This is a genomic window from Actinocorallia sp. API 0066, from assembly GCF_020991275.1.
GTDB lineage: Bacteria > Actinomycetota > Actinomycetes > Streptosporangiales > Streptosporangiaceae > Actinocorallia.
Genome location: NZ_JAJLQY010000006.1, coordinates 342394 through 355007 on the forward strand (window position 1 = coordinate 342394; position 12614 = coordinate 355007).

Annotated in this window: 12 protein-coding genes; 7 read left to right on the forward strand and 5 right to left on the reverse strand. The window is 72.8% G+C overall.

Annotated features, from left to right (window positions below; all coding sequences use genetic code 11):
• Positions 1-36 precede the first annotated feature (36 nt).
• Entirely contained in the window at positions 37-633 is a 597-nt protein-coding gene (locus tag LO762_RS17790) for a TetR/AcrR family transcriptional regulator (RefSeq protein ID WP_230616470.1), read from the reverse strand.
• Positions 634-640: 7 nt separating this feature from the next.
• Entirely contained in the window at positions 641-2236 is a 1596-nt protein-coding gene (locus tag LO762_RS17795; RefSeq protein WP_230616471.1) for an MFS transporter, read from the reverse strand.
• A gap of 209 nt (positions 2237-2445) precedes the next feature.
• On the opposite strand from LO762_RS17795, the gene panB reads away from it, so the two are divergent.
• Positions 2446-3291, forward strand: a complete 846-nt coding sequence (gene panB, locus LO762_RS17800; protein ID WP_230616472.1) for a 3-methyl-2-oxobutanoate hydroxymethyltransferase — start codon at positions 2446-2448, stop codon at positions 3289-3291.
• A gap of 97 nt (positions 3292-3388) precedes the next feature.
• Here panB and LO762_RS17805 read toward each other — a convergent pair whose 3' ends face one another.
• Positions 3389-4396 (reverse strand): TrkA family potassium uptake protein, encoded by a 1008-nt coding sequence (locus LO762_RS17805; protein ID WP_230616473.1) that lies wholly within the window; start codon positions 4394-4396, stop codon positions 3389-3391.
• Between the two features lie 140 nt (positions 4397-4536).
• The gene (npdG, locus tag LO762_RS17810; protein ID WP_374201576.1) at positions 4537-5307 is read right to left on the reverse strand and encodes an NADPH-dependent F420 reductase; all 771 of its coding nucleotides are present in this window, start codon (positions 5305-5307) and stop codon (positions 4537-4539) included.
• On the opposite strand from npdG, the gene LO762_RS17815 reads away from it, so the two are divergent.
• On the forward strand, positions 5299-5871 hold the full coding sequence (locus LO762_RS17815; RefSeq protein WP_230616475.1) for a hypothetical protein: 573 nt from the start codon (positions 5299-5301) through the stop codon (positions 5869-5871). The genes npdG and LO762_RS17815 overlap by 9 nt on opposite strands.
• On the opposite strand, the gene LO762_RS17820 is transcribed toward LO762_RS17815, so the two are convergent.
• Positions 5859-6041: a hypothetical protein gene (locus LO762_RS17820; RefSeq protein WP_230616476.1), complete on the reverse strand. Its 183-nt coding sequence runs from the start codon at positions 6039-6041 to the stop codon at positions 5859-5861. The genes LO762_RS17815 and LO762_RS17820 overlap by 13 nt on opposite strands.
• 69 nt (positions 6042-6110) lie before the next feature.
• On the opposite strand from LO762_RS17820, the gene map reads away from it, so the two are divergent.
• The 5 genes from map (at position 6111) to LO762_RS17845 (ending at position 12543) form a co-directional block, all read left to right on the forward strand.
• Complete coding sequence (gene map / locus LO762_RS17825; protein WP_230616477.1) at positions 6111-6962, forward strand: type I methionyl aminopeptidase; 852 nt, start codon at positions 6111-6113, stop codon at positions 6960-6962.
• A gap of 73 nt (positions 6963-7035) precedes the next feature.
• Complete coding sequence (locus LO762_RS17830; protein WP_230616478.1) at positions 7036-7755, forward strand: metal-dependent hydrolase; 720 nt, start codon at positions 7036-7038, stop codon at positions 7753-7755.
• A gap of 333 nt (positions 7756-8088) precedes the next feature.
• A complete protein-coding gene (locus LO762_RS17835; RefSeq protein WP_230616479.1) occupies positions 8089-9135 on the forward strand; it encodes a S1C family serine protease in 1047 nt (348 codons plus the stop codon).
• Between the two features lie 115 nt (positions 9136-9250).
• Complete coding sequence (locus tag LO762_RS17840) at positions 9251-10540, forward strand: DUF5685 family protein (protein WP_308104097.1); 1290 nt, start codon at positions 9251-9253, stop codon at positions 10538-10540.
• Between the two features lie 272 nt (positions 10541-10812).
• A complete protein-coding gene (locus LO762_RS17845; RefSeq protein ID WP_230616483.1) occupies positions 10813-12543 on the forward strand; it encodes an AMP-binding protein in 1731 nt (576 codons plus the stop codon).
• The last annotated feature ends 71 nt before the right edge of the window (positions 12544-12614 follow it).

Here is a 12614-nt window from a genome sequence, read left to right on the forward strand (position 1 = left end):
CGGACGATTCCGTCACACAGCGCGGTTCATGTCACGTCATCGCGGGGCGAAGCCCAACAAAAGTGCGTCAACTACTTGTTCGGGATAATCCGGACCCAGCTCCGGCACCCTGCCGTGCGAGCGGCTCGGCAGCGTGAGCGCCCCGACGAACGCGAGGATCGCGATGTCCGGGTCGAGGTCGGCGCGCAGCTCACCGTTGCGGATGCCGCGCTGGAGCAGCTCCATGACCGTCGCGTGCCGGGGCGCGATCACCTTCTCCTGGTAGTCGGCGTACAGCTGCGGATAGCGCCCGGCCCCGCCTATGACGCTCCACGCGCAGCGCGAGTCGCGCTCGGAGCCCTCGGTGCGGAACGTCCGGGCGATGGCCACGAGGTCGTCGCGCACCGGGCCGCCGGACAGCGGCGGCAGCGGCGTCTTCAGCGTCGCCATCGCGTCGATGATGAGCGCCTCCTTGTTGGGCCAGCGCCGGTAGATCGTGGTCTTGCCCACCCCGGCGCGGGCCGCGACCGCCTCGATCGACACGCCGGCCACCCCGGCCTCCTCCGCGAGGAGGTCCAGGGTGGCCTCAAGAATCGCCTGTTCGGCACGGGCGCTGCGCGGCCGGCCCGGGGACCGGCTTCTTGTGTCGTTCATCGCGGTTTCACATTCTCGCACCCGCCGTCTCCTCTTCGCGCGGGGCCTCGGGCTCCCTGGGCGCGGGACCTTCGGCGGCGGGCTTGCCCGGCATCCAGCGCAGCACGGCGAGGACGCTGAGGAGAGCGACGGCGGCGGAGGCCAGCGCGGTGGCGTGCAGGCCGGTAAGGAAGGCTTCGTAAGCGGGGGCGAGAAGGGCGTCGGCGCCGGTGCGGGCGACGGCGTCGGCGGTGGCCTGGAGGGACTCGGCGGCGTGTGCCCGCAGCGGCTCGGGCAGCAGGCCGAGGTGCTCGCGGACGCCGTCGCGGTAGAGGGACGCGACGAGCGAGCCGCTGATCGCGATGCCCATCGCCATCGACACCTGGCGCGCGGTGTTGCCCAGGGCCGAGCCCGCGCCCGCCTTCTCGCGCGGCAGCACCGACATCATCGACTGGGTCGCCGGGGTCGCGACGCTCGCCATGCCCGCGCCCTGGAGCGCGCCGAGCAGCCCGAAGTACCACAGCGGCGTCGTCGGCTCCAGGAGCGCGTAGCCGCCCATCGAGAGCGTGAGGAGGCCGAGTCCGGTCGCGGCGACGGCCTTGGGCCCGAACCTGCGGACCAGGCCCGCGGCGCGGGTGGACAGCAGCATCTGGCCCGCCGCGATCGGCAGCATCATCGCGCCCGCCTCCAGCGGCGACAGCCCCCGGACGGACTGCAGGTACAGGGCGCCGAAGAAGAACGTGCCGCCGCAGGCGAAGAACGCGAGGCCGATCGACCCGACGGCCGCCGAGAGCCGCCGGTCCCGGAACAGCCTGACGTCCAGGGCCGGGTGGTCGGTGCGCGCCTCGTGCGCCACGAACCAGGCGAGGACGGCGAGGCCGGCGGCGATCGGCACGAGCACGACGGGGTCGAGCCACGAGCCGCGCTCGCCGCCCTCGATGATCCCGAAGGTGAGCGCGACGAGGCCGGTGATGGACAGGAGCACGCCGAGCGGGTCGAGGCGGCCGGGCGACGGGTCGCGGGACTCCGGCACGAGCAGGACCGTCGCGGCGACCCCCGCCGCCACGACGGGCGCGTTCACCAGGAACACCGAGCCCCACCAGAAGTGTTCGAGCAGGAGGCCGCCGGTGATGGGGCCGACCGCGATGGCGATGCCGACGGCGCCCGCCCAGATGCCAATGGCTTTGGCACGTTCCCGCTCGGAGAAGACGTTGGACAGGATGGAGAGGGTCTGCGGCATGATCGCGGCGCCGCCGAGGCCCATGAGGGCACGGGCCCAGATGAGCTGTTCCGGGCTCTGCGCGTAGGCCGAGATCAGGGACGCGAGGCCGAAGACGACAAGCCCGCCGGTGAGGACGCGGCGGCGGCCTATCCGGTCGCCGATGATGCCGAAGGTGAACAGCAGCCCCGCGAAGACCAGCGTGTAGGAGTTGATCGCCCATTCGAGCTGGCCCTGGCTGGCGCCGAGCCCGGCGACGGGGTCGGCGAGGGTCTTGAGGGCGACGTTGAGGATGGTGTTGTCCAGGGCGACGATCAGCAGGCTGACCACCATGACGCCGAGGACCGCCCAGCGGCGCGGATGCCCGTCGTCGGGGACGGGGGGCCGGTCGGGGGGAAGGGACACGCGCACTCCCAGCGATACGGAAACGTTTCGTAATAGAGCCTACGCCCGGCCAGATTCGATACGCAACTGTCTCGTTTCGTTTTACCCGGGGACAAGCCGGGACCGGCCGGGGAATGACCCCCTCTTCCCCTCGCGTTGAGTTGGTGGAATCATCTGATTCGTCCGGGTACGCCGTTGGGGCGATTCGAGACTTGGAGGTAGATCCAGCCATGTCCGTTGTGTCGCAGGACCGGTCGACCATGCTCTATGGCGGCCAGGGAACCAAGCGCATCACCGTACGGGACATCGCCGCCGCGAAGGCGCGCGGCGAGAAGTGGCCGATGCTCACCGCCTACGACGCGCTCACCGCGCGGATCTTCGACGAGGCGGGCATCCCCGTGCTCCTCGTCGGGGACTCCGCCGCGATGGTCGTCTACGGCTACGACTCGACGATCCCCGTCACCGTCGACGACCTCATCCCGCTCACCGCCGCCGTGGTACGCGGCTCCAAACGCGCGATGGTCGTCGCCGACCTTCCGTTCGGCTCCTACCAGGCGTCGGTCGAACAGGGCCTCGCCACCGCCGTCCGGTTCCTCAAGGAGACCGGAGCGCACGCGATCAAGCTGGAGGGCGGCCGAAGGGTCGCCGCGCAGGCCGAGGCGATGGTCGCGGCCGGCATCCCCGTGATGGGCCACCTCGGCCTCACCCCGCAGTCGGTCAACGCCTTCGGCGGCTACCGGGTGCAGGGGCGCGGCGAGGCCGGCGACCAGCTCCTGCACGACGCCAAGGCCCTGGAGGCGGCCGGCGCGTTCGCCGTCGTCCTGGAGTGCGTGCCCGAGGAACTGGCCGAGCGGGTGACGGCCTCGCTGTCCATCCCCACGGTCGGCATCGGCGCGGGCTCCGGCACCGACGCCCAGGTCCTCGTCTGGCAGGACATGGCGGGGCTCGTCGAGCGGCCCGCGAAGTTCGTCAAGCAGTACGCCTCGGTGGGCTCCGTGCTCGCCGACGCGGCGCGCTCGTACGCCGACGAGGTGGTGGGCGGGGTCTTCCCCGCGCGCGAGCACACCTACAAGTAGGCGAGCGCCTCTCGGAGAAGCCTTCTCCCACCCCGCGCCGGACGGCCTCGGATCCTCCTCCCCTCCGTGGCCGTCCGGCGCGCCCCTTTCGCCTGCGTCAGGCGGGGTGGTGGCGGACGACGATGAGGCGGTCGCCCTGTTCCATGATCCGGTCGGGCAGGCCGTGGTAGGGCAGGGTCTGCTCGTCGCGCACGACCGCCAGGACGGGGTCGTGGACCGTCCCGACCGGCCTGCCCACCTCCTGCGGCGTCACCGGGCGCTCCACCAGGCCCAGGCGGCTGCCCAGCACGAGCAGGTCCTCGATGACCGCGCTGACGTTCGGCTCGCTCGTCGCCAGGCCCAGCAGGCGGCCCGCCGCCTCCGCCGCCGGGATCACGTGGTCGGCGCCGCTCTGCCGTAGCAGCGGCTCGTTCTCCGACTCGTTCACCGCGACCTGGATCGCCACCCCCGGATTGATCTGCCGGGCCGTCAGCGTGATGAGCACGGCGCTGTCGTCGCGGCCGGTCGCGATGATCACGTCACGCGCCCTGTCCACGGCCGCGCGGCGCTGCACGACGCTGCGGGTCGCGTCGCCGACCACGCCGACCAGCCCCCGCCCGCCCGCCTCCGCGACGCTGGCGTGCGCGACGTCCACCACGACGACCTTGTGCGGCGAGATGCCCGCGTCGAGCAGCGCGTCGGCGGCCGCCCTGCCCTTGGTGCCGTACCCGATGACGACGACGTGGTCCTCCACCGTTGCCTCCCACCGCCTGCGCCGCCACTCCTCGCGGGACTGCTCGGCGAGCACCTCCAGGGTGGTGCCGACCAGGATGATGACGAAGAGCACCCTGATCGGGGTCACCACAAGGCTGTTGATCAGCCGGGCCTCGGGGGTGACGGGCACGATGTCGCCGTATCCCGTCGTGGACACCGCCACGCACGCGTAGTAGAAGGCGTCCAGCAGCCCTACGGGGCCGCCCGCCGCGTCGCCGTACCCGGCCCGGCCGAAGTAGACGATCCCCGTCACCGCGACGATCAGCAGGACGGCCACCAGCAGCCGCCAGAGCACACGCTGGACCGGACCCTTCCGCCGCACGGGCAGGACGATCCCGCTCAGCACCCCCACACGGGGATGCCTACCCGGCGTTTCCGAAAGATCACCCTACGGCCGTGTCCGACTGGGCACGGGGACGCTTTCGACTCCCGACCTCGGCGGAGCACCCCAGGGCCGTGCGGGGCCTCGCGGGGTGCTCCCTTCAAGGGTTCCTAGACGTCGGTGAGGCGGATGCCCGCGTGCGCCTTGTAGCGGCGGTTGATGGAGATCAGGTTGGCGGTGAACGCCTCGACCTGGTGGGCGTTGCGCAGCCGTCCGCCGAAGATCCCCCGGACGCCCGGGATGCGCTCGGCCAGCGCCTGGACGGTGTCCGTGGCCGTCCTGTCCTCGCCGAGGACCAGCACGTCGAGGTCGATCTCGGCGACCTCCGGGTCGAGCAGCAGCACCGCCGACACGTGGTGGAACGCCGCGACGACCTTGCTCTCGGTGAGGATGGCGGCGGCCTGCTGGGCGGCGCTGCCCTCCTCGACCGGAAGCGCGTAGGCGCCCTGCTTGTCGAAGCCCAGCGGGTTCACGCAGTCCACCACGACCTTGCCGGCCAGCTCCGCCTTCAGGGACTCCAGGGTGGCCTGGTGGCCGCCCCACGGCACCGCCACGATCACGATGTCGGACTCGGTGGCGCAGGCCGCGTTGTCCGCGCCGCGCACGCCGTGGCCCAGCTCGTCGGCGGCCTCCTGGGCCCGGTCGGCGGCGCGGGAGCCGATGACCACCCTCTGCCCGGCCAGGGCGAAGCGCCGGGCGAGGCCCTTGCCCTGGTCCCCGGTGCCGCCGAGGATGCCGATCGTCAAGCCGCTCACGTCAGGGAGATCAGTCATGGGCGCATCCTCCCAGAACGGGCTTCGGTCTTCGTCGCCACCCCATCGGGTGCGCCGAACACCGCGTGTCGCGCGGAGAATTGCGCCACCATGGCGCGCATGGACCACGGACAGGTGGCGTTCTTGCGGGAGCTCCTGGCCTCTTCCGAGACCATGGAGCAGACCCGGCGGTTCGCCAGAACCCTTCGCACTTCCGCCCGTGACGACCTGCTGCTCCTCGGCGCCCCAGACGGCGAGGAGCCCTGGCACCTCGCCGCCCACCTCGACGAGGAGAGCCGGTTCGTGCCCTCACTCAAACCCACACTCGTGCGCTGGCAGCCGCCGCCCGGCGCGCCCCCGCACCTCGCGATCGGCCTCGACCGGCTCGCCGACGCCCGGCGCGGCGAGGCCCTGTTCGTCGTCTCCGAGGCGGCCGCCGCGCCCGCGCCGCTGCTGGAACGCGTCGACGACGCCCGGCGCACCGGCGCGGTGATCCTCACCCTCGACGGCGGCGACCGGGAGCTCACCGGGCTCGCGCACGAGGCGCTCACCGTGCCGCCCGCCGGGCCCGTGACGTTCGAGCAGGCCCAGCACCTGGTCAGCGCCGTGGCGGGCGAGGAGGGCGGCAGACGTGGCCTGCGCGACCGGCTCGCCCGCTTCCTCGACCTGGTGGCCGGGCCTCAGGAGCCCTGATCGGCGTCCTCCGCGTCCCACGCCTCGTTCCGCTCACGCGCGTGCTCCAGGGCGTGCTTGGCCCGGTCCTCGGTGTCGTACGGGCCCATCCTGTCCTTGTTCGGGCAGCCGGGGCCGTACTCGACCCGCATGTGCTTCAGGCAGTAGAACCAGTGTCCCTCGTCGCTCATCGCCGCATCGCCTCCTCGCTCGACGGCCGTCTCGGATCGTGCCCCGAAACGGGAACTAAACTCTCCTCCATGACGACGACGTATCTCACGCCCGGCCGGGTCTCCGCACCGCGCAAGGTCCCCGCGAGCATCGAGCGGCCCGAGTACGTCGGGAAGAAGGCCCCCAAGACCGGTGAACCCGACGTCAAGACGCCCGAGATCATCGAGGCCATGCGCGTCGCCGGCCGGATCGCCGCGCAGGCCCTCGAAGAGGTCGGCAAGGCCGTCCGTCCGGGCATCACCACCGACGAGCTCGACCGGATCGGCCACGAGTTCCTGCTCGACCACGGCGCCTACCCCTCCACGCTCGGCTACCGGGGCTACCCCAAGTCGCTCTGCACCTCCGTCAACGAGGTCATCTGCCACGGCATTCCGGACGACACGGTGCTGCGCGACGGCGACATCGTCAACGTCGACATCACCGCGTTCATCGGCGGCGTGCACGGCGACACCGACGCGACCTACCTGGTCGGCGACGTGGACGAGGAGTCGCGGCTGCTGGTGGAGCGCACCCGGGAGGCCATGATGCGCGGCATCAAGGCCGTCAAACCGGGCCGGGCCATCAACGTCGTCGGCCGTGTCATCGAGGCGTACGCCCGCCGGTTCGGCTACGGCGTCGTCCGCGACTTCACCGGCCACGGCATCGGCACCACCTTCCACTCCGGCCTCGTCGTCCCCCACTACGACGACCCGCACGCCACCACCGTCCTGCGCCCCGGCATGACCTTCACCATCGAGCCCATGCTCACCCTCGGCACCCACGAGTACACCATGTGGCAGGACGGCTGGACCGTCGTCACCAAGGACCGCAAACGCACCGCCCAGTTCGAACACACCATCCTCGTCACCGAAACCACCCCCGAAATCCTCACCCTCCCCTGACCCGGCGTGGGGGCTGGGGTTGGGGGGGACTGCTCGGGATAATGCGGGCGGTTCGGGTTTGGGGGTGGGCTTGATGATGGGGCGGACGCACGCGTTGAGCGGGGCGGTGGCCTGGCTGGCGGTGGCGCCGGTGGCGCAGTCTCGGGACCTCGTGGGCGCGTGGGCGGTGCCGATGGGGCCTGCGGAGCTGGCCACCGGGGTGGTGGTGTGTGCGGGGGCGGCGATGCTGCCGGACGTCGACCATCCGCGCGGCACGATAGCCAACACGTTCGGGGTGCTGACGCGGTGGCTGTGCAAGGCGGTCGGCTCCGTGTTCGGCGGGCACCGCAACGGGACGCACTCCGTGCTCGTCGCGGTCGGGGCGGGCTACGGGGCGCAGTGGCTCGCCGACCACCAGATCTGGGGGTGGTGGGCGGCGCTGTTCCTGCTCGTGGGCCTCGGGCTGCGCGGGCTCGGCGTCGGCGTTGAGGGCAACGACGTGTCCACCGGAGTGCTCAACGCCGGGATCGCCGCGATCGTGGTGTTCTGGGCGCACGACGTCGACACGTCGTGGGTCGGGTACGCGGTGGCGTTCGGCTGCCTCGTGCACATCGCCGGGGACTGCCTCACCCCGCAGGGCTGCCCGCTGCTGTGGCCCGCGCCGTGGCGGTTCGGGTTCCCGCTGGTGCCGAGGACGGACGGCAAGGTGGAACGCTGGATCGTCACGCCGCTGCTGACGCTCGGCGTGGCCGTCCTCGCCGTCCGCGGCGTGCTGGGCGAGGAACTCGCCCTGTGGCTGAACCAGCACGCCTGAGGGGGCGCCCGGCGTTCAGTCGACCGCGGTGACCGACAGGAGCGTCACCGCGACGGCCTGGGCCTCGTCGGAGCAGCTGCACTGCCCGCAGCCCGGGAGAAGGTGCGTGTCCATAACCGCCGACCCTTCGTTTGTCCGGTTTGTTGGTGTCTGACCCTCGCACTGCCCGTGCGGGTGGATCCTGACGTCTCCGAGAGTACGCGCTCGATTCCGGAACGGGCACCGCGAACGCGTGAGTAAATGACGCGGGAGCGCATAACGCGGGGGCAAATCTCGCGTCAAGGTCGCCGGGCCGTCGCCGTCGCGGGCGGCGGCGCGGGGTAGGCACCGCACGTGAGAACAGGACACCTCCGTGCCGCCGCGCCCGTACTCGCTTCCGTCCTCGTGCTCTCGGGGTGCTCGGGCGGGGACAGCCCGCTGCGGCTCTCGTCCGGCGCGCCCACCTCGCCCGGCGCGGCGGCGCCGGGCGTGCAGGACGGGTACGAGCAGGTCGTCACCCGGGTGCTGCCGTCGGTCGTGCAGATCGTGACCGACCAGGGCGAGGGCTCAGGCGTGGTGTTCGACGGCGACGGCAACATCGTGACGAACGCGCACGTCGTGGCGGGGGCGCGCACCTACCAGGTGTTCCCGTCGAGCGGAGGCCCCGCGCTGCCCGCGAAGCTCGTGGGGGCGTTCACAGCGGGCGACCTGGCTGTCGTCAAGGTGGACGGGGCCAACCTTCCGCCCGCGACCTTCGGGAACTCCGGCACGCTGCGGGTGGGCCAGCTCGTGCTCGCGATGGGCAGCCCGCTCGGGCTCACCGGGAGCGTCACCAACGGGATCGTCTCGGCGACGGGCCGGACGGTCAGCTCCCGGCAGGAGGGCTCGTTCCCGGGCGCGACCATCTCCAACGCGGTGCAGACGAGCGCCGCCATCAACCCCGGCAACAGCGGCGGCGCCCTGGTGACGATGGACGGCAGCGTCATCGGCATCCCCACCCTGTCGGCCGGGACGCGTGACGGGGCGGCCGCCGGGATCGGGTTCGCGATCCCGAGCGACACGGTGAAGAACATCGCGCCGCAGCTCATCTCGTCGGGGCGGGTCACCAACTCGGGGCGGGCGGCGCTGGGCGTCACGATCGCGCAGACCGTCAACATCTCCTCGGGCGAGCGGGACGGGGTCGCCGTCGTCGCGGTGACCGAGGGCGGCGCGGCGGCCCAGGCGGGGCTCAAGGAGGGCGACGTCATCACCTCGGTGAACGGCAAGGCGACGCACAGCACGACGCAGCTCGCGGAGGTGCTTGCCGAGTTGCGGGTCGGGCAGACGGTTCCGGTGGAGATCCGGCGCGGCGGGCAGACCGAGACGGTCCAGGTGAAGCTGGGCGAGCTGCCCGGGTCATGACGGGACAGGAGTCCCGGACTTCCGTGACCAAAGCGTCAGATGTGACATAGCCGAGCGGGGCGCATCCGCTGAATAATGCCGGAAGCCTGATCTGAGGGGGCCTGCATTGTTCGGGGTGGTTCGACCGTGCCGTCATGGGATGTGCGCGACGCTCTTCAAGGACTGGATGGCGCACCTGTGCGGGCTGTGCCTGACGTTGCGGGACGAGCACGGGCACAAGGCCCGTCTCGTGACGAACTATGACGGCCTGCTCGTCTCGGTGCTGACGGAGGCGCAGTCCGAGGCCGCCTCACCCCGGCGCCGCGCGGGGGCGTGCGCGCTGCGCGGGTTCAGGGGCGCCGACGTCGTCGCGGCGCGGGCCGAGGGGGCGCGGCTGGCGGCGTCGGTGTCGCTGCTGCTGGCGGCCGGGCGCACGCGCGACCACATCGCCGACGGGGACGGCGCCTTCGCGCGCGGGGTGCCCGCGGCGGTCGCGGGCCGGGTCGCCGACTCCTGGGACGCCGCGGGCGGCAGGACGGGCGCCGCGCTCGCGTTCGACGTGACGGCGCTGCGTGAGGCCGTCACCCGGCAGACCGAGCTGGAGCGGACGCCGGGGCTGCCGCTGCTGGCGCTGACCGAGCCTACCGAGGAGGCCGTCGCCGCCGCCTTCGCGCACACCGCGGTGCTCGCCGGACGGCCGGGGAACGCCGCGCCGCTCGCCGAGGCCGGGCGGTTCTTCGGACGGCTCGCGCACCTCCTGGACGCCGTCGAGGACCTGCCGGAGGACCACACGACGGGCGCCTTCAACCCGCTGCTCGCCACCGGCACGCCGCTGCGCGAGGCGCGCCGCCTGTGCGACGCCGCCCTGCACGGCCTGCGGCTGGCGCTCGCCGAGGCCGACTTCGAGTCGCGGACGCTGGTGGACGCCCTGCTCGGCCACGAGGCGGGCAAGGCGGTCCGTCGTACGTTCGACGGGCACCCGTTCGCCGCCTTCGACGGCGCGCCCTGGCAGGACGTCCTTGCGTCACCGCCCGTCGTGAAGGAGGACGGGGCTCGGCGCGGCCTCCACGTGCGTCCGTTGGCCGACCTGCGTGCTCCCGACGCGGGATATCCGCCCGCCGGGCCGCCGCCGCAGGGGCCGTACCCGCCGCCCGGGACGCCGCTTCCGCCCGGCTTCCGGCCGCGCAAGGCCCGGCCGGGCTGCGGGCCGGAGCTGTGCCTCGCGGGCGCGCTCGTCGGCTGCACCTGCGGCCTGTGGCGGCCGGAGTGGAGCGAGTACTACCACGCGGGCTGTACCGACCGCTGCGCCTGCGGCCGCGCCGACGGCTGCGGTGACTGCTGCAACTGCGGCAACTGCTGCGATTGCTGCAACTGCTGTGGCAGCGGTGATGGAGGCGGCGGCTGCAACTGCGGCTGCGACTGCTGACCCCGGCACCCCACCCGCACAGAACCTCAGCCGCGAGGAACCGCTGCCCCCTCCCGCAACCCGCGCCGGATGGGACGTCGGCGGCGAGGAACCGCGCGGTCGGCTGTCAGCCCTCCTGGGCTCCACGCCGCGCGGGAGGTCGGCCGCGAGGAACCGTGCGGTGGACTGCCGAACCTCCACGGTCCCAGGGCCGGGCGGGACGTCGGGCCCCCGTCGCGGGGTCGCGTGGTGGGGGCTGACAGGGGGTGGGGCCAAGCGTACGCTTGGTTGGTATGGCGACGTTCGCGGAGATGGTGGCGGCCCGTGGCGGGGACGAGGGGGTGGGGCTGCGCTTTGAGGGCGCGGCGTGGAGTTGGCGGCGGGTGGTCGAGGAGGGACGCAGGCGGGCGGCCCTCATCGGGCGGCTCGCGCCCTCGGAGCCGGGCCGGGCGGTTCATGTCGGGGTGTTGCTGGAGAACGTGCCCGAGTACGTGTTCTGGCTGGTGGGGGCGGCACTGCGCGGAGCGGTCGTGGTCGGGGTCAACCCGACACGGCGCGGGGCCGAGCTGGCCGCCGACATCGCGCACACCGACTGCGACGTGCTCGTCACCGACGCCACCGGCCTGGACGTCCTGCCGGAGTCGCACCGGCCCGGCGGCCGGGTGCTCCCGACGGAGTCGGGACTTGCCAAGCGCCCGGCCTCCGGGCCAGAGCCAACACAGCCCGGCGGCGCGGGGGCGTGGGCGGTGGCGGCGCGCGGGGGCGGGCCGCCGGTCGTGCTGGTGGACTCGGCCGCCTACGCGCGGGCGGTAGCCGAGGCGGAGCCCTGGGACGGGAGCCTTCCTGATGCGGGGGCGCGGTACCTGCTGCTGTTCACCTCCGGTTCCACGGGCGCGCCGAAGGCGGTGAGCTGCTCCCAGGGGCGGCTCGCGGTGATCGCGGAGATGGCCGAGGGGTTCGGGCTGGCGCGGGAGTCCGTGACGTACGTGGCGATGCCGCTGTGCCACGGGAACTCGATCATGGCGAACCTGGCGATGGCCGTCCGGGTCGGCGCGACCGTCGTGCTGCGCCGCCGCTTCTCGGCCTCGGGGTTCCTGCCCGACGTCCGGCGCTACGGCGTGACGTACTTCAACTACGTAGGCCGGGCCCTCGCTTACGTGCTGGCCGCCGGGGCCGCCGATCCGGGCTGCACGCTGGCGCGGGTGTTCGGCACCGAGGCGTCGGCGCGGGACCGGGCGGCGTTCGCCGAGCGGTTCGGGTGCGCCGTCGTCGAGGGCTACGGGTCGAGCGAGGGCGCCATCGCGATCCGCCGCACCCCGGAGACCCCGCCGGACGCGCTCGGCGTGGCCCAGCACGGCGTCGAGATCCTCGTGCTCGACCCCGACACCGGAAAGGAGTGCCCCAGGGCCGTCCTGGACGCCTCGGGCAGGCTCCACAACCCCGAGGCGATCGGCGAGATGGTAGGGCTCACGACCGCCTTCGAGGGCTACTACAACAACCCGGAGGCCGACGCCGAACGGCTGCGTGAAGGCAGGTACCACAGCGGCGACCTGGCTTACCGGGACGAGGAGGGGTTCTTCTACTTCGCCGGACGCACCCCCGACCGCCTCCGGGTGGACGGGGAGAACTTCGCGGCGGCCCCCGTCGAACGGATCCTCGCCCGGTGGGCGCCGGTCGTGATGTGCGCCGTCTACCCCGTCCCGGACCCGCGCACCGGCGACCAGGTGATGGCGTCCCTCGAACTCGACGGCACGCCCTTCGACCCCGCCGCTTTCACCGCCTTCCTGGCGGCCCAGGAGGATCTCGGGACGAAGTGGGCGCCCAAGTACGTCCGGATCGTCTCCGCCATGCCGCTGACGGCCACCACCAAGGTCGACAAGAAGCCGCTGCGCGCCCAGGCATGGCGCACCGACGACCCCGTGTGGCACCGCCCTGGACGCGACCTGCGCTACCTGCCCTTCACCGACCCGGAGGGCGTCGAAGCGGAGTTCGTCACCTACGGAAGGCACCCCGGACAGGGGTGACACAAGCCGGGCCGGGACCCGCGGCCGGGGTGGGGGCAGGGCATGGCTTGAGGTCAATAGGGTGGGGGTGG